Consider the following 24499-nt stretch of genomic DNA (forward strand, 5'->3'; position numbering starts at 1 on the left):
GGGATGTCCTTGTCTCTCAGAGGGTCTCAGGGGTTCTGACTGGGTCTCGACCGTGCGGTGCGGCGGTGACGACCGTACCGGCGACACCGGCGACGGCCTGGCTGATCCGGTCCAGGGACGTGATGGCGGCGTGCGGCCGGCCGGCCTCGACGAAGCGGCAGACCGCCTCGACCTTCGGCCCCATGCTGCCGCTCGCGAACTCGCCGGCGGCCGCGTGCGCCCGCAGCTGCGCGGCGGTGACGTGCTCGAGGGGGCGCTGCGCCGGCGTGCCGAAGCCGACCATGACGTGGTCGACGTCGGTGGCGACGACGAGGACGTCCGCCGCGAGCGCCCGGCCGAGCATGGCCGCGGTGAGGTCCTTGTCGATGACGGCCTGGACGCCGACGAGCCGTTCCGCGCCGTCCGGGCCCTTCTGCCGCACGGTCGGGACGCCCCCGCCGCCCGCGCAGACGACGACGAAGCCGGCGTCGAGCAGGGCGGCCGCCGCGGGCGCGTCGAGCACCTCGAGCGGTTCCGGGCTCGCCACCATGCGGCGCCAGCCGCGCTCGCCGCGGTCGGCCCAGACCTGGCCGTGCTCGACGAGCACCGCGGCCTCGGCGGCGGGCAGGTAGCGGCCGATCGGCTTGGTCGGGTGCGTGAAGCCGGGGTCGTCGCCGTCGACGACGGTGCGGGTGACGAGCGCGGCGACCCGGCGGCCGAGGCCGCGCGCGGCGAGCCCGGCGTCGAGGGCGTCGAGGAGGAGGGCGCCGATCGTGCCCTGCGTCTGGGCGCCGCACCAGTCGAGCGGCACGGGCGGGACGACGGCCGCGGCGAGCTCGTTCTTCACGAGGAGGTTGCCGACCTGCGGCCCGTTGCCGTGCGTCACGACGAGGTCGTGCCCGTCGGCGACGACGCGGACGAGCGCGGGGACGGCGGCCTCGACGGCGGCGCGCTGGTCGGCCGGCCGCGCGCTGCCGTCCGGCGCGGTCATGGCGTTGCCGCCCAGCGCCACGAGAACCCGCATGGCCGCCAGGCTAGGAGGCGGCGCGACCTGTGCGGGACGGCACATCCTGACGCGGCGGGCGCGCCGGCGTTGTCACGTCGTGGTCGGCCGGCTCGTGGCGCAGCCAGGCCCAGCGGTCGACGGGGGCCGGACCGCGCAGGTCGAGGTCGCGCCGGCCGGTGCGCTCCGGTCCGGGCAGCGGCTCGACGGGGTCGAACGGCCCCCAGGAGACGTCGGCCCTGCGGTCGACCGCCAGCCCCTCGAACCGGACGGCACCGCCCTCGACACGGGCGCCGTCCAGGCTCATCCGACCGTCCTCGACATGGGTCATCGTCAGCGACACCAGGCCCGCCGCGACCCGCAGGTCGTCCATCCGCAGGGCGCCGGACTCCACGGTCGCGGCGCTCACGTGCACGTTCCCGCCGTCGACGGCGAGGTCGTCGAGCCGCACCTCGCCGCCGCTCACCCGGGTCTCGTGGAGCGACAGGTGGCCGCCGGTGACGTGCACGCCCCGCAGCGACAGCGTGCCCGTGCCGATGCTGCCGTCGCGCAGCCAGAGGCAGCCGTCGGCGAGCCGGGCGCCGTCCAGGGTGACCCGGCCGTGCCCGGTGACGACGAGCCCGTCGACGCAGGCCTCGCCGCCGTCGACGGCGAGGCCGGTCGCGTCGAGCCGGCCCGCGACCTCCAGACGCGTCATCGAGAGCGCCCCGCCGGTGACCCGGACGTCGCGCACGTCGAGCGTGCGGCCGGCGGGCACCCGGACGCTGTCCAGCCGGACGGTGCCCGCGGTGACGACGATGCCGGACAGGTCCCCGGCGAGCTCGCAGCGGGAGAGGTCGACGTCGAGCCCGCACCAGGTCGTCGGGGCGTCCGGGTCCGTGAGGTGCTCGCGCAGGGTGCGCAGGAGCTCGCGCCGCGCGTCCCGGTCCGCGCGCACCTGGCGCTGGGAGCCGGTCGCGGCCGGGCTGCGCAGGTAGGCGCCCAGGACGTGGACGACGGGCTGCCGCAGGGTCGGGTGCTCGTCGGCGAGCCGGACGAGCCGGAGCAGCCCGCCGAGCCGGACCCGCGCGAGGGCGTGCTCGACGAGCGCGGTCGCCGCCGTGAGCTCCTCGCGCGCCTGCGGGTCCAGTGCCATGCCGTCGACGGTACGGAGCGTGACCCGGCACGCACAGCGGAGCAGCCTGCGGTTCGCCCGTGCGGGGGACATCGTGGACCCCTCCGTGGGCACGACCACCCGGACGGCCCAGCGGCCGCCGGCTACGGCGCCAGGACCGTGCCGGACACCCTCCGCCCGCCGAGCGTGCCGGTCACCCGGGCGCCCGCACCCGGCCGGCGGGCGTCCCATCGGGCCGTGAGCCGCCCGGCGGCCGGGCCGGTCCCGGTGAGCACGAGGGTCGCGCGGACCGTGCCGCGCCGGCGGTCCCACACGACGGTCCCGCTCACGGGGACGTCCGTGCTGAACCGGTACCGGTCGAGCGTCACGGTGACGACCTCGTCGCCGTCCGCGGCCCAGGTGCCGCCGCGCAGGCCGAGCCCTTCGGACTCGAAGGTCTGCCACCAGCGCGCGGTCGCGTCCCCGGCGGTCGCGACGGCTACCGAGGCCGCCCGGAGCCGGGCCCGGTCGGTCGTCGAGTGCCGGCCCGGCGCGGCGGGCACGGCCGCGGCCCGGGTGCGCCAGAACGGGGGCGCCGTGCGCAGCGGGGCGAGGCGTCGCGTGCAGGCCGTGGACGGCGTCCGCGTCGTCCGGACGAAGCCGACGACGATCGCGCTCGCGCAGCCGTCGAGGTCGCCGACGGCGGTCACGTGCAGCCCGGCCGGGATCTGCACCCACGTCGCCCGCGGGAACTGCGACCGGACGAGCCGGCCCTCGGCGGGCGTCGTGATCGTGTCGAGCTCACCGGACAGGACGAGCGTCGGGACGGGCGCGTAGACCCCGCCCGGCGGTCGCGGCGGCCGTGGCCGGTACGCGGCGGGCGGTGCCGGCCAGTCGGTGCACCAGTCGACGTAGGTCCAGCCCGAGTCGAGGAACTCGTCGATCGTGAACGGCGCGTAGACGCCGGGGTCGGTGCGCTCCTTGGCGGCGACCGCGGCGGCGAGCTGGGCCCTGCGGGCCGCCGGTCGCGCGGTGAGGTCGAAGAGCTGCGGATAGTCGCGGCAGGTGACGGCCGCGTCGAGCCCCTCGCTGTAGTCCTCGACCGCGTCGACGCCCCCGCCGGGGAACTGCGCCTCGGCCGCGAGCCGCAGCAGCGGCAGCGCGTCGCCGGCCCGGGCGGCGCGGACGGCGGCGTCGAGCTCGCGGTACGTCGTCGGCACGTAGGTGGCGTTGAACGCGACGTACGCCAGCGTCGGGGCGTCGACGACGACCCGGTGCCGGGCGCCGTCGGCCCCGGGCGCCGTCCCGCGCAGCGGATGCGTCCGCACCTCGCCGAGCAGCCGGTCGAAACGGCGCAGGGCCGAACCACCCTGCCGGGCGCACCACGGGCTGCGCCGGCACGCGGTCGCCATCGCCGAGCGCAGCGCCGGCGCCTGGGTGTCGTACCAGGCGTCCTCGCCGAACGTCGGGTACGCGGCGTCCAGGGTGAGGGTGCGCAGCAGACCGGGGTGCCGGCCCGCGAAGGTCTGGGCGAGGAAGGTGCCGTACGAGTCGCCGTAGAGGTCGATCGGCCCGACCCCGAGCGCGGTGACGACGGCGGCCAGGTCGTCGGCGGCGAGGTCGCTGCCGAACAGATGTGCGCGCGGCCCGAGCCGGCGGGCGCAACGCGCGGCCGCCGGGGCGTACGCGCCCTCGAGCACCTGGAGCTCCGGGCAGTCGACAGGCGCGGAACGCCCGGTGCCGCGCTGGTCGACGAGGAGCAGGTTGCGGCGCCCGAGCAGCGGGGCGAACAGGTCGGCGTACGCCTGCGCGGACGACGTCGTCGCGTACCCGGGGCCGCCCTCGATCGCGACGACGGTGCCGAGGGCAGGCCGGGACGTGTCGGACGCGGGCACGAGGACGAACCCGACGCCGAGCGACCCGGGGACGGCGCCCGTCGGGTCCCACGCGCGGCGCACCGTGCCGCACCGGGCCCGGTCGAGGACGTCGGGGCAGGCTGTCGTGCGGACCGACGCCACCGCGACCGGCTGCCCGGCCCGCACCGGCTGGGCCGCCAGCGCGGCGTCCGTCCCGGCCGTGGTCCCGGCGAGCGCGAGCCCGACGGCGAGGAGCACGGGTCGCGACCTCGTCGCCCGCAGCGTCATGGCCGATCACCCTGTCACGGGACGGCGCGGACCGGAACACCCCTGACGGAACGGGACGTCCCGCCCGGCACCCGGCACCGGCCTCAGGCGAGCCCGAGCCACTCCCGGATCGAGGCGCCGTGCTCGTCGAGCACGGGCGGGGCGAGGTGCGCCGTCCGGGTCACCTCGGCGTCGTCGGAGAAGAAGCGCAGCGGCGGGCCGGGGATCTTCAGCGCTCCGAGCGTCGCGTGGTCGACGTCGACGACGAGGCCCTGGGAGAGCGTCTGGTCCCATGTGTAGACCTCGTCGAGGGTGCGGACCCGGCCGGCCGGGACGCCGATCTCGGCGAGCCGGGGGAGCAGGTCGGCGCTGTCCCAGCCGGCGAACGCGGCCTCGATCGCGGCGATGACCTGCTCGCGGTGCGCGACCCGCTCGGCGTTCGTCGCCATCCCCGCGGCGTCCGGGTCGAGACCGAAGCCGGTGCACAGCCGCTTCCACAGGCCCTCGCTGCCGACCGAGATCTGCACGGCGCCGTCCCGGCAGTGGAAGAGGCCGTAGGGGCAGATCGACGGGTGGTGGTTGCCCTGTGCCTGCCCGACCTCGCCGGCGACCGTGTACCGGGTGCCCTGGAAGGCGTGGACGCCGACGATCGAGGCGAGCAGCGACGTCCGGACGACCTGCCCGCGGCCCGTCCGCTCGCGTTCGAGCAGCGCCGCGAGGACGCCGTACGCGCCGTACATCCCGGCGAGCAGGTCGGCGATCGGGACGCCGACGCGCTGCGGGTCGCCGGGGTCCGAGCCGGTGAGCGACATGAGGCCGCCCTCGCCCTGGGCGATCTGGTCGTAGCCGGCACGGCCGCCCTCGGGCCCGTCGTGGCCGAAGCCGCTCACCGACAGGATCACCAGCCGGGGGTTGAGCTCGTGGAGCCTCGCGACGTCGAAGCCGAGCCGGTCGAGCACCCCGGTGCGGAAGTTCTCGAGCAGGACGTCGGCGCGCTCGACGAGCCGGGTGAGCACCTCGCGCCCGTCCTCGGACTTGAGGTCGAGGGCGATCGACTCCTTGTTGCGGTTGCAGGACAGGAAGTACGTGGACTCCCGGGCGCCGTCGTCCGGGTCGACGAAGGGCGGGCCCCAGCCACGGGTGTCGTCACCCGTCCCGGGGGTCTCGACCTTGAGGACCCGGGCCCCGAGGTCGCCGAGCATCATCGCGGCGTGCGGGCCGGCGAGCGCGCGGGTGAGGTCGACGACGACGGTGCCGGCGAGCGGGCCGGCACCGGGGCGCCGCTGCTGCCCGGCGGCAGCGGTCGGCTCGGGCGCGGCGGGGGTGGTGTCGGCCATGGCGTCACCCTAGGACCGCCCCCGCCGCGCCGGTCGGGCCCCCTGCCGCTACCGGTCCACCCGCTCGGCCACCGGGACGATCTCCCGGTTGCGCAGCTTCGTGCGGTACTGGGCGAGCTCGCGCTTGACGACCCCGGCGAGCAGGTACAGCCCGATGATGTTCGGCAGGGACATCGCGAAGATCATCGAGTCGGAGAAGTCGATGACGGGCCCGAGGGTCGCCGCCGCGCCGATGACGGTGAAACCGCAGAAGACGATCTTGAAGACGTTCTCGGCGACCGCGCTGTCGCGGAACAGGTACCGGGTCGCCTTCATGCCGTAGTAGCTCCAGGCCAGCATCGTCGAGTAGGCGAAGAGCACGACGGCGACGGCGAGCACCACGGGGAACCAGGGGATCACCGTCTCGAACGCCTCGGACGTCAGGGCCACGCCCTCGGCCTCGCCGGAGGTGTACGTCCCGGTGATGACGATGACGAGTGCCGTCATGGTGCAGATGACGACGGTGTCGATGAACGGCTCGAGGAGAGCGACGTGGCCCTCGGTCGCCGGCTCCTTGGTGCGGACCGCCGAGTGCGCGATCGCCGCCGAGCCGATCCCCGCCTCGTTCGAGAACGCCGCCCGGCGGAAGCCCTGGATGAGGACGCCGACGAACCCGCCGGCCACGCCCTCGGGGGAGAAGGCGCCGCTGACGATCGCCTCGAACGCGCCGGGGACCGCGTCGAGGTTGAAGGCGATGACGACGAGCGCGGCGCCCAGGTACAGGGCTGCCATGAAGGGCACGAGCTTGTCGGTGACCCGGGCGATGCTCTTGATCCCGCCGATGATGACGACACCGACGAGGGCGGCGAACACGAGACCGATCCACACGCCCTGCCCGGCGAGCGGGGAGTCCTCGGCGCCGGTCACCGCGATGATCTGGGCGGTGGCCTGGTTGGACTGGAACATGTTGCCGCCCCCGAGCGCGCCGCCGATGCAGCAGATCGCGAAGACGACGGCGAGGACCTTGCCCAGCCGGGCCATCCCGCGCTCGGCCAGCCCGCGGCTCAGGTAGTACATCGGCCCGCCCGACACGGTGCCGTCCGCGTTCTCCCGCCGGTACTTCACCCCGAGGGTGCACTCGACGAGCTTCGTGGACATGCCCAGGAAGCCGGCGACGATCATCCAGAACGTCGCACCCGGCCCGCCGATCGAGATGGCGACCGCGACGCCGGCGATGTTGCCGAGCCCGACGGTGCCCGACACCGCGGTCGCGAGGGCCTGGAAGTGCGAGACCTCGCCGGCGTCCTTCGGGTCGGAGTACCGGCCGCGCACGAGTGCGAGGGCGTGCCCGAACCCGCGGATGTTGAGGAAGCCGGTCCAGATCGTGAAGAACACCGCTGCCACGACGAGCCAGACCACGATGAGGGGGAGGTCCGCGCCGAGCACCGGGACCGATAAGAAGATCGTCGCGACGACGGGGTCGGAGACGGTGGCGAACCAGTCGTTGATCGTCGCGTCGACGCCGGTGTCCGCGACGGCGTCCGCCGGGAGGGGACGTGCGGCCGGCAGGGTGGGAACAGGCACGGGCACTCCTCAGGGGACGACGGTGACGGGGATCGTGCACACCTGCACGAGATGCGACGGGGTGCTGCCGAAGACGAGCGTCCGGAGCCGGCTGTCGCCGGTCCGGCCGACGACGACCTGGGCGGCTCCGTGCTCGCGGGCGAGGGCCATCAGCGTCTCCGCGACGTGACCGTGCCGGGCGACCGTGGCCACCACGGTCGCGCCGGCGCGCTCCGCCTCCTCGCGCGCGGGGCCGAGCAGGTCGGAGTCCGCGAGGGCGATCTCGCGCGCCCGGTCGGTGTGCCGGCGCTCGTTCTCCTCCAGGGTCGCCGATCGGTACGGGGACCAGTCGACGACGTGGGCGATCACGAGCCGGCCGTGGTCGGCGAGCACCTCTCGGGCCGCGAACTGGAGAGCGCGGCGGCTCGTCGCGCTCGCGTCGATCCCCACGAGGATCAGCGGCGACGGGCAGTCGTGGTCGGGGGCGGGCGGCTGGGGCTCCATCCGGGCACCGATCTGTCGGCCGCCGGGGAGCGTGCGTCGAGCCGGGTGCTGCTCCCCGGTCTGGCATCCCCTGAGGGATCCGTTCAGCCTCCGTGGCCGCCGGGTGATCGCAAGTGGACAGTGCCCGCTCGGATCGCCGGGTCGCTGCGACGCCTCGTGGCTACAGGCCCTGCTGCCAGGCGGCGATCCGCTCGAGCGCCTCGGCGACGACGTCCGGTGCCGGCGCGAACGACAGCCGCACCCAGTCCGCGCCGTCACGCGCGTCGAAGTCCGTCCCGGGCGTGAGCGCGACCCCGGCCTCGTCGAGGAGCCGGGCGCACCAGGTCACCGAGTCCAGCCCGGTCGCCGAGACGTCCGCGTAGACGTAGAAGGCGCCGTCCGCGGGGGCCGCCCGGTGCCACCCGAGGTCGGGCAGCCGGTCGAGGACGAGCCGCCGCGAGCCCGCGTAGCCACGGACGTTCGCCTCCGCCTCGGCGTACGACGCGTCGGTGAACGCCTCGACCGCGGCGTGCTGCGCGAGCGTGGGCGGGCAGAGCGCGAGGTTGCCCGCGAGGGCGTCGACGCCGGCGACGAGGTCGTCGGGCAGCACGAGCCAGCCGAGCCGCCAGCCGGTCATCGCCCAGTACTTCGAGAACGAGCTGACGACGACGGCGCCGCGGTCGGTCGCTCCCGCCGCCGTCGGGGCACCGGCCCCCGGCACCGCGCCGCCGGGGCCGTACGTGATGCCGTGGTAGATCTCGTCGCTGACGAGCCGGACGTCGTGCGCGGCGCACCACCCCACGAGGTCGTCGAGCGTCCGCGCGTCGACGAGCGTGCCGGTGGGGTTCGCCGGACCGGCGACGACGAGACCCTTCACGGGCCGGTCGAGCGCCTCGAGCTGCTCGACCGTCGGGCGCCAGCGCGTGTCCGGTCCGCACGGCAGCTCGACGACCTCGCACCCGAGCGAGGCGAGGATGTTGCGGTACGCGGGGTAGCCGGGGCGGGCGATCGCCACCCGGTCGCCGGCGTCGAACGCCGCGAGGAACGCCAGGAGGAAGCCGCCGGACGACCCCGTCGTCACCGCGACGCGGCGCGGGTCGACGTCCACGCCGTACCAGCGGCGGTAGTGCCCGGCGAGCCGCTCGCGCAGCGCCGGGACGCCGAGCGCCTCCGTGTAGCCGAGCGGCCCCGCGGCGAGCAGCTCGGCGGCCCGGCGCCGCACGGCCGTCGGTGCGGCGGACGACGGCTCGCCGACGCAGAGGTTGAGCACCTTCTGACCGGCGGCGCGGCGGGCGTTCGCCGCCGCGATGATCTCCATCACCGCGAAGGCGGGGACCTGCGACCGCTTCGACACCTGCATGGCGTCCATCCTGCCCGGTGCCGACGCGGTGACGCCGCGGCGTCCGTGCGGCCGGCTCGCCGGCTCGGGCTAGTCGCCTTCGCCGGACGACGCGGTGTGCCGGGCGGCGTAGTGCCCGGCCTTCGCCGTGTCTCCCTTGGCGGTGTAGATCTCCCGCAGCTCCTCGAAGACGTACGGGTCGGGCTCGCCGTCCGCGTCCCACTCGGCCTCGAGGCGCAGCTGGGTCGCCTCGGCCTCGTCGAGCCGGCCGAGCAGGCGCTGCGCGTTGGCCACCATCCAGTGCGCGATCCGGGTGTCCGCGGCGTTGCCGCGCGGCTCGACGAGGGCGAGCGCCTGCTCGTACTCGGCGAGCGACTCCTCGTGCCGGCCCAGCTGGCCGAGTGCGACACCCTTGTTGTTCCGCAGCGTCGCCTCCCAGCGACGCGCGTCCGGCTGGTCGGAGGCGACCGCGATCGCCAGCCCGCGGTCGGCGTGCCGGACGCCGTCCGCGGGGTCGGGGTCGACGAACGCGAGCATGTGGACGGCGTCGATGACGAGCCCGTCGAGGCCCGCCCCGGTCGCGACCGTGATGCAGCGCTCGTAGGCGTCCCGCGCGGTGGCGAGGGCGCCGGTGGTCCGGGACTGCGGCGGGTGCGCCGGCGACACCCAGGCGCGCCCGAGCTCGAGCCAGTAGTACGCCGCGGCGCGGGGCCCCGCGCCGTCGAGGAGCGGCTCGACCTCGGCGAGCACGCCCCGTGCGACGTCGAAGTCCCGGGCCAGCCCGTGGGTGCGCGCGACCTGGGTCCGCAGCACGAGGGCGTCGTCGCCGGTGGCCCCGTCGAGGGCGGCCTCGAAGCGGGCGCGGGAGCCGGCGGGGTCACGGAAGTCCCAGAGGGCGCGGACGTCGGTCGTCATGACGCCAGGGTAGTGATCCACTCCGACCCGTCGTCCGGTCGATGCGCCGTGGAACAATGATCTTGATCGGTTCGTGCTCAGGATCCCACGATGTGGAACTATGAAGGGCCGCCCGAGGCAACCGGCCCGCCGGTCGCTCCAGGGTGTGGACGCCGGGGAGGCGTGCCCGTTACCGTCCGCTCGGGGCGCCTCGACGAGGAGACGCCCGCCCCGATGAAGGATGCGGACATGGCCTTCCCCTCGGACCTGCAGATCGCGCAGGCTGCGACCCTCAAGCCCCTGCCGGACATCGCGGAGCAGATGGGCATCCCGACCCACCTGCTCGAGCCGCACGGCGACAGCGTGGCGAAGATCCGCCTCGAGGCCATCGACGAGATGGCCGATCGTCCCCGTGCCAAGTACGTCGTCGTCTCGGCGATCACGCCGACCCCGCTCGGCGAGGGCAAGACGACGACGACCGTCGGTCTCGGGCAGGCCTTCAAGCACATCGGCAAGCGTGCGACGATCGCGATCCGGCAGCCCTCGATGGGCCCGACGTTCGGCATCAAGGGCGGTGCGGCCGGCGGCGGCTACAGCCAGGTCGTCCCGATGGAGTTGCTCAACCTGCACCTCACGGGCGACTTCCACGCCGTGACCGCCGCGCACAACCTGCTCTCGGCGATCGTCGACAACCACCTCTACCACGGCAACGCCACCGGCCTCGACGACCACAACATCACGTGGCGCCGGGTGCTCGACGTCAACGACCGGGCGCTGCGCAACATCATCGTCGGCCTCGGCACCCGGGCGGACGGCGTCCCGCGGCAGACCGGCTTCGACATCACCGCGGCGTCCGAGGTGATGGCGCTGCTCTCGCTCTCGTCGTCCCTGACGGACCTCAAGGCCCGCCTCGAGCGCATCGTCGTCGGCTACACCCGTGCGGGCGAACCGGTCACCGCGAAGGACCTGCAGGCCGCGGGGGCGATGGCCGCGATCCTGCGCGAGGCGGTCAAGCCGAACCTGCTGCAGACCCTCGAGCACACGCCGGTCCTCGTCCACGCCGGCCCGTTCGGCAACATCGCGACCGGCAACTCGTCGGTGCTCGCCGACCTCATCGGGATCCGCTCGGGCGACTACCTCATCACCGAGGCGGGCTTCGGTGCCGACATGGGCGCCGAGCGGTTCTTCAACATCAAGTGCCGGGTCTCCGGGATCACGCCGGACGCCGCGGTCGTCGTCGCGACGGTCCGGGCGCTCAAGGCGCACTCGGGCAAGTACAAGATCGTCGCCGGTCGCCCGCTGCCCCCCGAGCTGCTCGCGGAGAACCCGGAGGACGTCCTCGCCGGGGCGGCGAACCTGCGCAAGCAGATCGAGAACATCCGGCTCCACGGCGTCTCGCCGGTCGTCGCGATCAACGCGTTCCCGACCGACCACCCGTCGGAGTGGGCGGCGATCGCCGAGGTCGCGGCCTCGGCCGGCGCCCGGTCCGCGGTGTGCAAGCACTTCTCCGAGGGTGGCGCGGGAGCGGTCGAGCTCGCCGAGGCGGTGGCCGAGGCGGCGGACGAGGCGTCGACGTTCGAGGTGCTGTACCCGGACGACGTCTCGTTGCGAACGAAGATCGAGACGATCGCGACGAAGGTCTACGGCGCGGACGGCGTCGACTACTCGCCGGTCGCGTCGAACCAGCTGGACTCCTACGAGCGCAACGGGTTCGGCCACCTGCCGGTGTGCATGGCGAAGACCCACCTGTCGATCTCGTCGGACCCGAAGCTGCTCGGGGCGCCGACCGGCTGGCGGCTGCCGGTGCGGGAGGTGCGGGCCTCGGTCGGGGCCGGGTTCGTCTACGCGATCTGCGGCGACATGCGGACGATGCCGGGCCTGTCGACGAAGCCGGCGGCGTTCGGCATCGACCTCGACGAGAACGGCGAGATCGTCGGTCTGTCCTGACCTGTCGTGACGTGACTGAACCGTCCTGACCAGAACGCAGGGCTGACGGCCCGGGCCCCGGCGCCCGGGCCGTCAGCGCCGGCGGGTCAGCGTGAGCTCGCCGGAGGGCGCGTAGGACACCTCGTAGTTCGGGGTCATCCGCCGCGGACGCCGCAGCGTGGTCTCCCACGCCGAGTTCTCCCAGACCAGGCGCAGCCGCAGCCGCAGGTGGCGCGCCGTGCCGGCGGCGGCGAACAACGGGCCGAGGTCGGCGGCCGCGGACAGCCGGAACAGGGTGTCGGAGCGGACGACGGTGACCGGCACGGGGACGACGGCACCGGTGCGGTCGTCGACGGCGTCCAGGGTGACCACCGCGCTGTCGAGGCTGCTCTCCCGGCTGCTGCCCGTGACCCGCAGCGTCGCCCGCACCTGGAGCGTGCCCGGGTGCTTCCACGCGCCGGCCCCGGCCCGGCCGCGGGCCCAGCGGCGCAGCACGGGGACCCTGGCGAATCCCTCGGGGAGCCGGCGCGCGGGCCGGACGCCGAGCCGCCGCACGCGCAGCCGGACGGCCTCGAGCGTCGTCCGCCGCGGCTTGGCGGCGACGACCGCGTCGAGGACCGTCTTCCAGTCCCGGACGAACGCGGCGGCGTCGTGCCGGTCCGCCGTCCGCCGCGCGGCCGCGCTCATCCGGGCGACCTGCTCCGGGTCGCGGGCGAGCTCGACGATCCGGTCCGCCATCGCCTGCCGGTCGCGCGCCGGGACGACCCAGCCGTCGACGCCGTCGGTGATCTGCTCCCGCGGGCCGTACTTCACGTCGTACGCGACGACCGGGCAGCCGCGGCTCAGCGCCTCCAGCGTCGCGAGCGGGTAGCCCTCGAAGCGGCTCGTCATGACGAAGGCCGTGGCGGTCCACAGCGTCTCGCGGGCGTGCGTGTCGTGGCCGTGCATGACGACGTGGTCGCCGAGGCCGTGCGCCGCGATCTCGGCCTCGACCTGCGGCCGGAACGGGCCGTCGCCGTAGATGTCGAGCCGCGCCCGCGGCTCGGCGGCGACGACGAGCGCGAACACACGGACGGCCTCCGCGACGTCCTTCTGCTTCCAGAGCCGGGCGACGATGGCGAACCGGTGCGGGTCGCGGGCCGGCAGCGGCTGCGGCAGGGGCGGGATGTCGACGGGGTTCGGGACGACGTGCAGGTTCGTCGTCCGGCCGCAGCGCTCGCCGACGTCGTCGCTCTGCCGGCGGGTCAGCGTGACGAGCGCGTCGAGCCGGCCGACCGAGGCGAGCAGCGTCTCGTACCCGGTCGCCACCGTGGAGGACCAGTGCCGCGGCGCCGCGACGTGGATGTTGTGCACGAGGTGGATCACGTGGAACCGCTCGTCGGTCATCGGCAGGATCCGGGTCACCGAGGCCCGGCTGTCGCTGATGACGAAGGCGCGCTCGTCGGGACCGACGAGCGAGGACATCCAGTCGTGCCGCCAGGCCCGGTGGCCGCTCCAGGTGCGCACGACCCGGCCCGCGCGGTCGACGAGGCTGATCCCGCGGACCGGGCTCATCCGCGCCGGGCCGACCGGCATCCGCAGGTAGACCGAGCCGTCGGGGCGCACGTAGTCGTGCGCGGCGACCTCCTCGGTGCGGGTGTGCACGTACCGGCGCCGGAAGACCACGCCGTCGTCGTCGTGGTCGTGACGCACGCCCAGGTCGTGCAGCGGCGGCAGGACGTCGCCGGCGACGGCGTCGGTGAGGTCGAGCCCCGCGAGGTCGTGCGCGGCGTCGTCCGGGCCGTCGGCGTCGTCGGTGTCGTCGTCCGTCTCACCGGTCTCGGGAGCGGTCCGGCGCACGAGGGCGGTCAGGGCGTCGTCGTCGAGGGTGCGGTAGTACTCGTGGATGTTCAGCAGGCGCACCGGGTCGACGAGCTCGCCGCGCTCGCGGAGCAGCGCGCGGGTGCGCGGGTAGTGCGGCCGGGCGTCGAACGTGAGGATCGTCGGGGCGATGCCGCAGTGCTCGGCGAGCAGCCGGTTGCGCATGAGCAGGGCCCGGGTCTGGCCGCCCGTCGTGGGCGTGACCATGCCGCTCATGGAGAAGTAACGCCCGGCCGGGAGCACGACCTGCTCGACCGTGCGGGCGCCCTGCCCGTCGGCCACCGTCCCGTGCGACGCGATCACGTGCTCCAGACCCCGATCCTCGACCTCGCGGGCGCCGGCCCCCGTGCGGGGGAGCGCCTCGATCCTGCCAACCCCCATGGGACAGGTTGCCAGTGCCCCATCGGGCATGGGACCAACTGCGACGCGACGGCGCGGCGCCCCGGGGGTCGCCGCGCCGTCCGTCGTGCCGTTCTGCGCCGCTCGGCGCCGGGCCATGGGTCAGGCCTTGCCCCAGATGTCGTCGATCGCCTGGACGGCGTCCTCCGCCTTCGGGGCGTGGTCGAAGTCGATGACGATGCTGTAGGCGCTGAAGGTGTCGCTCGTGCGCCAGCACATGAGCATCGTCGGGCGGACCTTGGCGGTGCCGGTCTCGGTGAGCTTGAAGTTCTGCGTGCAGCGGGCGTCGCCGACCTTCTCGCCCTTGTCGGCCGGCCACTTCAGCTCGAGCTTGCCGGTGAGGTCGGCCCGGGCCGCGACGACGCGGATCGTCTTGCGGGCCCTGGCCGAGCCGTACTGGCGCCCGATGACGGTGGCGCCGCCGACCGCCGCCTGCGCCTTCTCCTGCCAGGCCGGCTGGCTGCTGAAGTCCTGCGCCTGCGGTGCCGCGGCGAGGCCGCCGACCTTCTCCGGGACGGTGACGGAGGCCTTGGTGTCCGTGGACGGCTCGTGGTCGAAGACGCCGGCGTACCAGACGGCGCCGGCACCGCCGGCGACGACCGCGACGGCGGCCGCACCTGCGGCGACGGCGCGCCCGATCCGGCGGCCGCGCCGCGGGCGGCGGCCCCGCGACGGGACGATGTCGGCGACGGCGCTGCGCTCGTCGTGCTGGATTGCCATGGTTCCTCCGGGATGCGGCCGAACGGGTCCGTGCGCGCCCACTCGGGTGAGCGCTCCTGGGGGTGTCTTCGGGACGCCCGCCGGGAACCTTGAGCCGCCGGGACGAACGACGGCGGCCCGGGCCGTGAGGCCCGGGCNGCTCGAGCTTGCCGGTGAGGTCGGCCCGGGCCGCCGCTCACTCCTCGGTCAGGTCATGACCGCGTCGTGGGTCGTCCGTCAGTACGGGGCGACCGTGAAGGTCGAGCCGCTGCTGATGATCGACTCGCTGTAGTCCACGTTGTTCGTGACCGCGTCGACCTGACCGTCGTTGACGACCGTGATCGTGTAGACGCCGTCGGCGATCGCCGGGTCACCGGACTGGTTGTACTTGTCCGCCGTGTTCAGCGTGCAGATGAGCTCGGTGTCGCTGACCACGAGGACGTTGACGCACTCGCCGGCCTCGCCGAGCGTCTTGGCGCTCGAGTTGTCGGTCGAGTCGTAGTCGCCCTGCACGATGAAGACGTGGGCACCGGCGTCCGCGGGCGCCGTACCGTCGGTCTTGAACGAGCCACCGGAGACGGCACCCGCGAAGTCGAGACTGGAGAAGCCGACGCCCAGGATGTCGAGGTCGGTCGCCGCGGTCGCGGTCGGGGTCGTGTTCGGCGTGACGATGATGCCGTTGGTGTACGTGTACGCCGCGGCCTTCGTCGCGGTGCCACCGGTCGTCGTGACCGACAGGGACATGGCCGAGCCGGCCGCCTGCGGCGGGACGGTGGCCGTGAACGTCGTGCCGCTGGCGACCGTGATGCCGGTCAGCGCGACCGAGCCGATCTTCGCCGTGAGGCCGGTGATGAAGTTCGTGCCGGTGACGGTGACGGTGCCGCCGCCGAGGGCCGGGCCGCTCGCCGGGGAGATCGGGCTGACCGCGAGCGTCGGCTTCGCGGCGATGGAGTACGCGGCGCTCGCCGAGAGCAGGCTCGTCGTGGTGTTCGAGCCCGGGTAGACGCAGACGAGCCAGTTGGCGGACGTCGCGCTGCCCTGGAGGGCGACCGTGCTCGGGACCGTGATGGCGATCTTCGTCGACGACAGGATCTTCGGCGTCGCGAGGACGATGCCCGCGGTCGAGCTGACCGCGACGGCCGACGCGTACGCCGCGCTGCACGCGGTCGTCGCCGTCGCCTTGTACTGGAACGAGACGAGCGTGCCGGTGAAGAACTTGGCGGTCGTCGTCGTCATCGTCAGGGTGTTGGTGCCGCCGGACGGGCCGGACGTGGCGCTGAGCGTGCCGGCGACGGCAGCGGCGGACGCCGGGCCGGCGCCGATACCGGTGGCGAGCGCGGCGAGGCCGACGGCGGCGAACGCCGCGATGGCCGTGCGCCGCGGACGGCGGGTGGTGAGCTTCATGTGGTGTTTCTCCTCCGTGAGATGACTGACGGGGTCTTCGTGACCCCGGAGCGGGGACCGAGCCATACCCCTCGGCGGTCTGTATCGACCCGGGGTCCGGAGGCATGACGTGCCGGGCGCCGAGATCACGCGATCGGTCCAGTGGCGCGGGGGGACGGTCACCGTCCGCGACGGCCCCGGTCGCCCGCCACGGCCCGCCGCCGGGCCGTACCGGGGCGTCCCGCCGCGAAACGGACGCGACGGCGGCCCCCGGTGACGGCGCCGTGCCGCCCGGCTGCGCCGTCCGGGTGAGGCCTGCGCCGTCCGGATCACCCGCGAGCGCTCAGGAACCGGGGAACGGCTGTCGAAGAAGTCCTCGGCCGCGTCCACGGCCGCCCGGCCGCACGGTGCGGCCGCCTCTCGACGGCATGGAGAAAGAGATGACGACGCCCGTGACCTCCCCGCTGCGCTACGTCCTGTCCGCCACGGCCCTGACGGTCGGGACGACGCTGCGCCTGGCCGTCGTCGCGGACGACCGCGGCGGGCACCTCGAGCCCGAGGTCGTGGTGAGCCTCGGCTCGCTCGCGCGGGTCCGGCCGGTGGCCTCCGCGCAGGCGGTGCCGGTCGAGGTGGGCTCCCCGGCGTGGACCGTCCCCGGCAGCCAGCGCCGCGTCTTCGACAAGGCGCACCCGCGGACGGCGGCGCTCGCGGCCGACCTCGCCGCACGGGCCGAGCAGTTCCTCGCGGGTCTGCGGATGAGCGAGGACCTCACCGAGGTCGTGACGATCGGGCAGGCGCTCGAGGTCGTCCACCGCGAGCTCGCCGCCGCCGACCGGATGCGCCGCGAGTGGGTCGCCGGGCAGGGCCACGACGTGCGGACGTCGACGTGGGACCTCGGTGCCGACGACCTGCTCCCCGTCGAGGGCGCACCCCGCACGCTCCCGGCCGGCACCGCCCTGCCGAGCGAGACCGCGGACGCGCTCGCCCGCGAGTACGGCGTCCTCGTGGCGCTGACCGGCGGCGAGGCCGACAGCTCCCTCGGCGGCTCGGCCGTCGCCGTCTACCGCCGTCCGCCGGCCGGCCTGCCGGACGGTGCGACCGCGGTGGCGGACGACGTGTGGCGCCGCGACGACGCGCTCTCCCACCTCCAGCTCATCGAGACCTCCGGCGCGCACCCCGTGGCGCCGGGCGTCGTCCCCGCGCCGCGGGCGTCGGAGGACCGCTGGGTCGGCTCCGGGCACGTGCCGTCGGCGCAGGCCCCGGAGGCCGCGCTCGCCGCGGTCGAGATCGCCCGCACCCAGCTCGAGCTGCTCCAGGGCTCCGACGAGTACGCGCGCCTCGCGGCGACGCACCACCGCGCCGAGGAGCTCGCCGCGCTCGAGCACGAGGCCCGGCTCGCGGACGGGCGCACCCGCCGCGCCTGAGCACCGCCCCGGTCAGCCCCTCGGGGCGATCGAGCGGGGCTCAGAGGTAGTCGTACACGCAGGCGCTCGCCCCGTCGGGTGCGAGCCGGGCGTAGCCCGGTCCGCGGTCGAAGAACGGGGCGGGCGCCTGCGCGGCGTCCCGGGCCGTGCGCCGGTCGGCCCGCAACGCGTCGGACGCCGCGGCGTCCACCGCGGGTGCCCCGTCGCCGTCCCGGACGACGACCACGCCGTAGTCCTCGTGCGCGCCGGCGTCGGACACCTTGCCCCACAGCACGTCCCGGAGCACCTCGTCGTACGGCCGGTCCAGCGGGTCGCCCCAGCCGCCGCCGCCCGTCGTCCGGATCCGGATCACCTCGCCGGCCCGGACCGGCTCGGCGTCGGTGAGGGCGTCGACCTCGCGCTCGTTCGGGCCGCCCGGGTCCACGGTCACCTGGAACGGCCGCCCGGCCCGGCCGCCGGCGACGCCCCAGCACGACAGGATCGAGCGGTCGGCGATCGACATGAACGAGGCGTCGCGGAGCATCCGGACGTGCTTCTCGTAGCCGAGCCCGCCGCGGTGCCGGCCGGGGCCGCCGGAGTCCACGGCGAGCCCGAGCCGCTCGACCCGCAGCGGGAACCGGCTCTCGCTGAACTCGGTCGGGATGTTGCGCGAGTCCGGGACGACGTGGATCGTGTCCTCGCCGTCCGCGTAGTAGCGCCCGCCCGAGCCGCCGCCGAGCACCTCGCGCATGAGGTAGTGCCGGCCGTCCGCGTCGTGGCCGTGGACGCCGGTGTACCGGATCGTCTCCTGGTCGGCGGGCATCCGGCCGTTCGTCGCCTTCGCGAGCACCCCGGCGAGGACGCCGAGCAGCCGCAGGATGACGAAGGTGCGGGCGTTCGTCGGCGCCGGGAAGACCGGGGTCAGGAGGGTGCCCTTCGGCGGGAACCGCATCTCCACGAGCGGGACGACGCCCTCGTTGACGTCGAGCTCGGCCATCCGCTCCGGGGTGTCGGCGAGGTTGCGCAGGATCGGGGCCAGCCACTTCACGAGGAAGTTGCCGTCCGCGTAGTCGCCGCAGTGGTTGATCGGCCCCTTCGCCTGCGGCGCGGTCCCGGTGAAGTCGATGACGAGCTTCGGACCGCCGCCGGGCAGCACGGGGTCCGGCCCGCCCGTGGACGTCTTCGTCAGCGTGATCCGCTGGGTGTGCAGGCGCGGCTCGTCGACGCCGTCGTGCTCGGCGTAGTCCTCCCAGACGTACTCGCCGTCCGGGATCTTCGCGAGGATCTCGCGCTGGTAGGTCCGGGTCGTCTTCGCGAGGACCTCGTCGAAGCACGCCTCGACGACGTCGCGGCCGTACCGGTCGAAGAGGTCGCCGAGCCGGCGCGCGCCCATGAGGCACGCCGAGCACTCGGCGTCGAGGTCGGCCGCGAGCGAGTCCGGCATCCGTGAGTTGCGGGTCATGATCCGCAGTGCCGCCTGGTTGGGGACGCCCTGGTCCCACAGCCGGATCGGCGGCACCATGAGCCCCTCCTCGAAGACGGACGTCGCGCCGCTCGGCATCGAGCCGGGGCAGGCGCCGCCGATGTCGTCGTGGTGGCCGAACGCCTGGACGAACGCGACGACCTGCGGCCCGCTCCCGTCGTCGTGGAAGACCGGCACCGTGACGCACAGGTCCGGCAGGTGGCCGATGCCGCCCTCGGACTCGTAGACGTCGTTGTGGAAGAACACGTCGCCGGGCCGCATCGTCTCCAGGGGGAAGTCGCGGGCCACCGGGTGGACGAGGGCGCTGTACGAGCGGCCCGTGAGCTTGCGCAGACGCGCGTCGTGGATCCCGGCGCGGAAGTCGTGGGCGTCGCGGATCATCGGGCTGCGCGACGTGCGGCCGATCGCGGTCTCGACCTCCTTCTCGACGCTCGCGAGCGTGCCCTCGACGATCTCGACGAGGATCGGGTCCGCCGTGACCGGGCCGCTGACCTGCTCGGCCGCGACGGCGGCGTCCGGGCCGGAGCGCCGCAGCACGAGGTTGCCGTAGCCGTCGACGGTCGCCGCGAAGCCCGGGTGCACCGGCAGCGTCGAGCCGAACTCCTCGACGACGGCGGGGCCGGTGACGACGTCGCCCGGCAGCAGGCCGGGGCGCCAGTACACCGGTGCGTCGTCGTGCGCGGTGTCGAAGACGACCCGGCGCGCACCGCTGAGCGCGCGGCCGGCGTCCGCGGCGGCGGCCGGGGCGCGCTCGGCGAGCACCGACCGCTCGATCGGGCCGATCCCGGTGACGCGGAGGTTGACCCACTCGACGCTCTGGTCGGCGCGGCCGGCGAACGAGTAGCCGTAGAGCCGCTCGTGGGCGGCGTGGAAGGCGGCGACGACGTCCGCGGCGAAGCCGGCGTCGACCGGGCCGGACGGCGCCGGCACCCGCACCTCGTACGCCTGGCCCGCGTAGCGCAGGTCGGCGGTCCGGGCGAGACGCTGCTCGGCCGCCGGGAACCCTTCCGCGGCAAGGGCTCCGGCCGCCTGCTCCTCGAGGTCGGCGAAGACGTCCGCGACCCGGCCGAGGTCGAGCGCGTCGTCGCGCTGCACCGCCGTCCGCACGTGGTCGGTCCGGACGTCGACGGTGAGCAGGCCGAACGCCGACACGTTGCCCGGGTCCGGCGGGACGACGACGCCGGCGAGGCCGAGGATGTCGACGAGCCGGCAGGCCAGCAGCGAGCCCGAGCCGCCGAACGTCACGAGCATGAAGTCGCGGACGTCGAGACCGCGCTTGACGCTGATCTGCCGCAACGCGTTCGCCTGGTTCCAGGCCGAGATCTCGAGGATGCCGCGGGCGCACTCCTCCAGGCCCAGCCCCAGCTTCGCCGCGAGCGCCGAGACCCCCTCGCGGGCCGCGTCGACGTCGAGCGGGATCTCGCCCCCGAGCAGGTGCGGCGGGATCCGGCCGAGCACGAGATGGGCGTCGGTGATCGTCGGCTCGGTGCCGCCCTTGCGGTAGCAGATCGGGCCCGGGTCGGCGCCCGCGCTGCGCGGCCCGACCTTGAGCGTGCCCTCCGCGGAGAGCCACGCGACCGAGCCGCCGCCCGCGCCGACCGTGACGACGTCGATCATCGGGATCCGGCTCGGGTACGCGCCGACGCTGCCCTCGGTGGTGATCGTCGGCTCGCCGTCGAGGACGACCGAGACGTCCGTCGACGTCCCGCCGCCGTCGCACGTGAGGACCTTGTCGTAGCCCGCGGTCCGGGCGATGAGCGCGGCGCCGAGCGCGCCCGCCGCGGGCCCGGAGAGCACCGTCGTGATCGGCTGGTGGACGATCTCGGCGGCGGAGAGCACGCCCCCGTTCGACTTCATGACGGCGAACGGGACCGGCCCGCGCGGGTCGTCCGCGGCCCGCAGCCCGGCGAGCCGCTCGGCGATCCCGGCGACGTAGCGGGCCACCCGCGGCTTGACCGCGGCGTCGACGAGCGTCGTCATGCTGCGCTCGTACTCCCGGTACTCGCGCAGGACGTCGCTGCTGATCGACACGACGGCGTCCGGGTGCTCGGCCGCGAGGACGTCGCGCATCGCCCGCTCGTGCGAGGGGTCGGCGTAGGAGTGCAGGAAGCAGACGCCGATCGTCGTCACGCCCTGCGCCCGGAACGTCCGGGCGACCGCGACGGCCTCGTCGCGGTCGAACGGCTCGACCTGGGCGCCGGTGACGTCGAGCCGCCCGCCCACGGTCCGCACGAGGTCGGCCGGCACGATCCGGGGCGGCTTCACCCAGAAGTAGCTGTTGCCGTAGCCGTCGGGCACCGACTGGCGGGCGATCTCGAGGATGAACTCGTAGCCCCGGGTCGTCACGAACCCCAGCCGCTCGACCCGGCCCTCGAGGAGGTGGTTCGTCGCGACCGTCGTCCCGTGCGAGACCGACGCGACCTCACCGGGCGCCGCGGACATCAGGGCGAGGATCTTCTCGACCCCGGTGAGGAAGCCCACGGCGGGGTCGGCCGGTGTCGACGGCGTCTTCGTCGTCACGAGCCGGCCGGTGCGCTCGTCGAAGCCGACGACGTCCGTGAACGTGCCGCCGGTGTCCACGCCGATCCTGATGCCGGGCTGCCGCTTCGCCATGGCCTCCATTGAAGAGGGCGGTGCCGGTCCGCTCCCCGGCACAACATGCCAACCGTGCCCTCGCGTGTTGGGCCATGTCCGAACCCGGCGGGCCCCGTGCCCGCATCCCCCGTACGGACGGTTCCCACCGGTATCGTGCCGGGCCGGACAACCGGCGCGGCGGGCGGCGCGTCATCGGACCGTCCCCCTGCCGACGGCGGACGGGACGGCACGAGCCAGGAGGCCTGCCATGACGACCCTGCGGACCCGAACCGGCCTGATGCTCGGCGCGCTCGGCGCGGCGGCGCTGTTGATCTCCGGGTGCGGGGGCGGCGGCTCGGATAGCGTGACCGGCGTGACGACGACCCCCGGGGCGGACGGCGGCACCACGTCCGCCGGGCCCGAACCGACGACGACCGACGGCGGGACCGCCGCGGGCGACGAGACCGGCACCGCGGACGGCACCCCGGCGCCCGACGCGGCACCCGCCGAGCCGGCACCGACCGGCACCGACCCGGTGATCGACCCGGCCGGCCCGACGGCCCCGGCCGCCGTCCTGGCCAACATCCGCTGGTCCGACCGCGGCACCTACGACCGTCTCGTCCTCGACTTCACCGCGCCGTTCGGCGGCTACCAGGTGCAGTACGTCGACGCCCTCACAGAAGACCCGACCGGCGACCCGGTCGAGCTCGCGGGCGGCGCCGTCCTCGCGGTGAGCATCCAGGGCGCGACCCGGAACAACGCCTTCCAGACGAGCGACACGACCCCGCTGAAGACCTACGGCGGCCCGGCGCGGGTGGCCCCGGGGCTGCCGAACCTCAAGGAGGTCGCCGACGCCGGCGACTTCGAGGCGGTGCTGACGTTCGGGATCGGTCTCGACCACAAGGCCGGCTTCAAGGTCATGCACCTCACGGGTCCGGAGCGGCTCGTCATCGACGTCGCGCACTGAACCCGGCGGCGACGCCGCTGCGAACGTGACCACCGCTCGGGGGGCCACCTGACGGCTGCGCAGGTACCGTCAGGAGATGTCGACCATCACCGCGGTGCGCGGGGCCCTGCCGGGGAACGTCCACGCCCAGGCGGACATCACCGAGGTGCTCGCCGACGTCGTGCTCCGGGACGACGCCAAGGCGGAGAAGCGGGCCCTGCTGCGGCGCGTGCACGCCTCGGCCGGGGTCAGCACCCGGCACCTCGCCCTGCCGCTCGAGGAGTACCTCACGCTCTCCGGCTTCGGGGCCGCGAACGACGCGTTCATCGACGTCGGCACGACCCTCGGGGAGCGGTGCATCGGTGACGCGCTCGCGGCGTGCGGGCTCGCGCCGTCCGACGTCGACCTGCTCGTCTCGACGTCGGTCACCGGGATCGCGGCGCCGAGCATCGACGCCCGGCTCGTCGCCCGGCTGGGCCTGCGGGACGACGTCAAGCGGGTCCCGGTCTTCGGGCTCGGCTGCGTCGCCGGGGCCGCCGGGATCGCCCGCCTCCACGACTACCTCGTCGGGCACCCGGACGGCGTCGCCGTGCTGCTGTCCGTCGAGCTGTGCTCGCTGACCTTCCAGCGGGACGACGACTCGACCGCCAACCTCGTCGCGACCGGGCTCTTCGGGGACGGCGCGGCGGCCGTCGTCATGGTCGGCGCGCGGCACCCGCTCGCCGGCTCCGGGCCGCGCGTCGTCGACACCCGCAGCCGGATGTACCCGGACACCGAGCGGGTCATGGGCTGGGACATCGGCGGCAGCGGGTTCCGGATCGTCCTCGCGGCGACCGTCGCCGACGTCGTCGAGAAGTACCTGCGCGACGACGTCGACGCCTTCCTCGGCAGGCACGGGCTCGCCGTCGCGGACGTCGCCACCTGGGTCGCGCACCCGGGCGGGCCCAAGGTGATCGAGGCGATCGTCCGGGCGCTCGAGGTCGACCCCGGCGCGCTCGACGTGACCCGGCGCAGCCTCGCCGCGATCGGCAACCTCTCCTCGTCGTCCGTGCTGCACGTCCTGCAGGGCACCCTCGCCGAGGGCGGGCTCGCGCCCGGCACCACAGGGGTGCTGCTGGCGATGGGGCCCGGGTTCTGCGCCGAGCTGGTGCTGCTCGAGGGGTGAGCCGCCTGTCGGGCGTCACGAGGGTCGGGCGTCAGCCGGTCGGTCCGCGGTCCGTCAGCGGGTACGTCGCCGCGTCCCCGCCCGTGGCCGACCAGGTCGCGGCGAGGACGCCGGACGGCGCCGCGCACGGCAGGGTGAACCCGAACCGCCCGACACGGGTGGCGACGACGCCCTGCCCGCCCGTGCCGAGCTCCAGCTCCGGGTACTCCAGGTTCTCGTAGGTCCACTCCTCGAGGGCCTCGTCCGTACCGGCCACGGTCTCCAGCTCGGGGAACGTGACGTGGACGAGCTGGGTCCCCTGGACGCCGGTGGACAGGTCCAGGACCTCCATCCGGGCGAGCTCGAACACCGGCGGCGCGTCCTGCGGGAGCTCCCACCACTCGGCGTCCGGGTCCTCGATCGCGAAGCCGCGCCCGGGCGCCAGGCCCGCCACGAACAGCGCGTCCGGCGAGACCACCGACGAGAAGGCGATCGGCAGGGACGCCCTGAGCGCGACCTCCGGGACGAGGCGGAAGACCAGGGTCTCGCCGTCGCCCTGGCCGGAGTACAGGTGGAGCGCGGCGTGGGACCCGTCGGGCGCGACGGCCAGGTCGCTGCCGCCGAAGTTGTAGCGCCACCGGTCCGGGACCCGGGCGGAGCGGACGGTCCCGTCCGTACGGACGACGGCGAGCTCGATCGCGGGCGGCGCGTCGTCGTCCTGCACGAAGCGCCAGCCCACCTCGCCCTCGGCCGTCGTGGTGGTCGTCTGGTACACGGTCGCTTCGGTCACGCCCCGGAGGCTAGGCAGCCCCGGTCACCGCCGGGTCACCGCCCGGTCACGGCCCGGCCGTGCCGCGGGACCGCACGCTGCGGCGTCCGCTGATCGCCG

17 protein-coding genes are annotated in these 24499 nt (G+C 74.8%); 4 read left to right on the forward strand and 13 right to left on the reverse strand.

The genetic code is table 11. From position 1 onward, the window contains the following. Positions 1 to 16: 16 nt before the first annotated feature. From ECOMGDLI_RS25745 to ECOMGDLI_RS25780, 8 genes are all read right to left on the reverse strand, one after another. Positions 17 to 1003 (reverse strand): carbamate kinase, encoded by a 987-nt coding sequence (locus ECOMGDLI_RS25745; RefSeq protein WP_088319702.1) that lies wholly within the window; start codon positions 1001 to 1003, stop codon positions 17 to 19. Between the two features lie 10 nt (positions 1004 to 1013). Further along, a complete protein-coding gene (locus tag ECOMGDLI_RS25750; RefSeq protein WP_143447940.1) occupies positions 1014 to 2117 on the reverse strand; it encodes a hypothetical protein in 1104 nt (367 codons plus the stop codon). A gap of 122 nt (positions 2118 to 2239) precedes the next feature. Then, entirely contained in the window at positions 2240 to 4219 is a 1980-nt protein-coding gene (locus ECOMGDLI_RS25755; protein WP_088319704.1) for an alpha/beta fold hydrolase, read from the reverse strand. 83 nt (positions 4220 to 4302) lie between these two features. Continuing rightward, positions 4303 to 5535 carry a CaiB/BaiF CoA-transferase family protein gene (locus ECOMGDLI_RS25760; RefSeq protein ID WP_088319705.1) on the reverse strand — a complete coding sequence of 411 codons (1233 nt, stop codon included), beginning with the start codon at positions 5533 to 5535 and terminating at the stop codon, positions 4303 to 4305. 48 nt (positions 5536 to 5583) lie between these two features. Continuing rightward, positions 5584 to 7098: a sodium:alanine symporter family protein gene (locus ECOMGDLI_RS25765; RefSeq protein ID WP_088319706.1), complete on the reverse strand. Its 1515-nt coding sequence runs from the start codon at positions 7096 to 7098 to the stop codon at positions 5584 to 5586. 9 nt (positions 7099 to 7107) lie between these two features. Then, the gene (locus tag ECOMGDLI_RS25770; protein ID WP_088319707.1) at positions 7108 to 7581 is read right to left on the reverse strand and encodes a universal stress protein; all 474 of its coding nucleotides are present in this window, start codon (positions 7579 to 7581) and stop codon (positions 7108 to 7110) included. A gap of 160 nt (positions 7582 to 7741) precedes the next feature. Further along, a complete protein-coding gene (locus tag ECOMGDLI_RS25775; RefSeq protein WP_088319746.1) occupies positions 7742 to 8920 on the reverse strand; it encodes a pyridoxal phosphate-dependent aminotransferase in 1179 nt (392 codons plus the stop codon). A gap of 69 nt (positions 8921 to 8989) precedes the next feature. Then, the gene (locus tag ECOMGDLI_RS25780) at positions 8990 to 9814 is read right to left on the reverse strand and encodes a tetratricopeptide repeat protein (protein ID WP_088319708.1); all 825 of its coding nucleotides are present in this window, start codon (positions 9812 to 9814) and stop codon (positions 8990 to 8992) included. Positions 9815 to 10042: 228 nt separating this feature from the next. Between ECOMGDLI_RS25780 and ECOMGDLI_RS25785 the strand changes: the two genes are divergently transcribed. Further along, on the forward strand, positions 10043 to 11740 hold the full coding sequence (locus tag ECOMGDLI_RS25785; RefSeq protein ID WP_088319709.1) for a formate--tetrahydrofolate ligase: 1698 nt from the start codon (positions 10043 to 10045) through the stop codon (positions 11738 to 11740). Between the two features lie 72 nt (positions 11741 to 11812). Here the strand turns inward: ECOMGDLI_RS25785 and ECOMGDLI_RS25790 are convergent, their stop codons facing one another. The 3 genes from ECOMGDLI_RS25790 to ECOMGDLI_RS25800 all read right to left on the reverse strand — a co-directional run bounded on the left by ECOMGDLI_RS25790 (position 11813) and on the right by ECOMGDLI_RS25800 (position 16081). Next, complete coding sequence (locus ECOMGDLI_RS25790) at positions 11813 to 13882, reverse strand: glycosyltransferase (protein WP_088319710.1); 2070 nt, start codon at positions 13880 to 13882, stop codon at positions 11813 to 11815. 198 nt (positions 13883 to 14080) lie between these two features. Next, positions 14081 to 14698, reverse strand: coding sequence for a hypothetical protein (locus tag ECOMGDLI_RS25795; protein ID WP_088319711.1), 618 nt, complete (start codon positions 14696 to 14698; stop codon positions 14081 to 14083). A gap of 216 nt (positions 14699 to 14914) precedes the next feature. Next, entirely contained in the window at positions 14915 to 16081 is a 1167-nt protein-coding gene (locus tag ECOMGDLI_RS25800; RefSeq protein ID WP_088319712.1) for an IPT/TIG domain-containing protein, read from the reverse strand. A gap of 419 nt (positions 16082 to 16500) precedes the next feature. Between ECOMGDLI_RS25800 and ECOMGDLI_RS25805 the strand changes: the two genes are divergently transcribed. Beyond that, positions 16501 to 17484 (forward strand): hypothetical protein, encoded by a 984-nt coding sequence (locus ECOMGDLI_RS25805; RefSeq protein WP_088319713.1) that lies wholly within the window; start codon positions 16501 to 16503, stop codon positions 17482 to 17484. A gap of 40 nt (positions 17485 to 17524) precedes the next feature. Here the strand turns inward: ECOMGDLI_RS25805 and ECOMGDLI_RS35515 are convergent, their stop codons facing one another. Beyond that, a complete protein-coding gene (locus ECOMGDLI_RS35515; RefSeq protein ID WP_198955181.1) occupies positions 17525 to 21559 on the reverse strand; it encodes a hydantoinase B/oxoprolinase family protein in 4035 nt (1344 codons plus the stop codon). A gap of 229 nt (positions 21560 to 21788) precedes the next feature. Between ECOMGDLI_RS35515 and ECOMGDLI_RS25815 the strand changes: the two genes are divergently transcribed. Both ECOMGDLI_RS25815 and ECOMGDLI_RS25820 read left to right on the forward strand, forming a co-directional pair. Beyond that, on the forward strand, positions 21789 to 22487 hold the full coding sequence (locus ECOMGDLI_RS25815) for a hypothetical protein (protein WP_088319714.1): 699 nt from the start codon (positions 21789 to 21791) through the stop codon (positions 22485 to 22487). A 76-nt stretch (positions 22488 to 22563) separates the two neighbouring features. Beyond that, on the forward strand, positions 22564 to 23631 hold the full coding sequence (locus ECOMGDLI_RS25820) for a type III polyketide synthase (RefSeq protein ID WP_088319715.1): 1068 nt from the start codon (positions 22564 to 22566) through the stop codon (positions 23629 to 23631). A gap of 31 nt (positions 23632 to 23662) precedes the next feature. Here ECOMGDLI_RS25820 and ECOMGDLI_RS25825 read toward each other — a convergent pair whose 3' ends face one another. Further along, positions 23663 to 24400 (reverse strand): hypothetical protein, encoded by a 738-nt coding sequence (locus ECOMGDLI_RS25825; protein ID WP_088319716.1) that lies wholly within the window; start codon positions 24398 to 24400, stop codon positions 23663 to 23665. Positions 24401 to 24499 lie beyond the last annotated feature (99 nt).

Origin of the sequence: Kineosporia sp. R_H_3, assembly GCF_002198675.1 — a bacterium.
In the GTDB taxonomy this organism is placed as follows: Bacteria; Actinomycetota; Actinomycetes; order Actinomycetales; family Kineosporiaceae; genus R-H-3.

Bases quoted from the DNA above. Each gene is read 5' to 3' on its own strand.
- ECOMGDLI_RS25745 (WP_088319702.1), bottom strand. From the start codon at position 1,003: ATGCGGGTTCTCGTGGCGCTGGGCGGCAACGCCATGACCGCGCCGGAC.
- ECOMGDLI_RS25750 (WP_143447940.1), bottom strand. From the start codon at position 2,117: ATGGCACTGGACCCGCAGGCGCGCGAGGAGCTCACGGCGGCGACCGCG.
- ECOMGDLI_RS25755 (WP_088319704.1), bottom strand. From the start codon at position 4,219: ATGACGCTGCGGGCGACGAGGTCGCGACCCGTGCTCCTCGCCGTCGGG.
- ECOMGDLI_RS25760 (WP_088319705.1), bottom strand. From the start codon at position 5,535: ATGGCCGACACCACCCCCGCCGCGCCCGAGCCGACCGCTGCCGCCGGG.
- ECOMGDLI_RS25770 (WP_088319707.1), bottom strand. From the start codon at position 7,581: ATGGAGCCCCAGCCGCCCGCCCCCGACCACGACTGCCCGTCGCCGCTG.
- ECOMGDLI_RS25775 (WP_088319746.1), bottom strand. From the start codon at position 8,920: ATGCAGGTGTCGAAGCGGTCGCAGGTCCCCGCCTTCGCGGTGATGGAG.
- ECOMGDLI_RS25780 (WP_088319708.1), bottom strand. From the start codon at position 9,814: ATGACGACCGACGTCCGCGCCCTCTGGGACTTCCGTGACCCCGCCGGC.
- ECOMGDLI_RS25785 (WP_088319709.1), top strand. From the start codon at position 10,043: ATGGCCTTCCCCTCGGACCTGCAGATCGCGCAGGCTGCGACCCTCAAG.
- ECOMGDLI_RS25795 (WP_088319711.1), bottom strand. From the start codon at position 14,698: ATGGCAATCCAGCACGACGAGCGCAGCGCCGTCGCCGACATCGTCCCG.
- ECOMGDLI_RS25800 (WP_088319712.1), bottom strand. From the start codon at position 16,081: ATGAAGCTCACCACCCGCCGTCCGCGGCGCACGGCCATCGCGGCGTTC.
- ECOMGDLI_RS25805 (WP_088319713.1), top strand. From the start codon at position 16,501: ATGACGACGCCCGTGACCTCCCCGCTGCGCTACGTCCTGTCCGCCACG.
- ECOMGDLI_RS35515 (WP_198955181.1), bottom strand. From the start codon at position 21,559: ATGGCGAAGCGGCAGCCCGGCATCAGGATCGGCGTGGACACCGGCGGC.
- ECOMGDLI_RS25815 (WP_088319714.1), top strand. From the start codon at position 21,789: ATGACGACCCTGCGGACCCGAACCGGCCTGATGCTCGGCGCGCTCGGC.
- ECOMGDLI_RS25820 (WP_088319715.1), top strand. From the start codon at position 22,564: ATGTCGACCATCACCGCGGTGCGCGGGGCCCTGCCGGGGAACGTCCAC.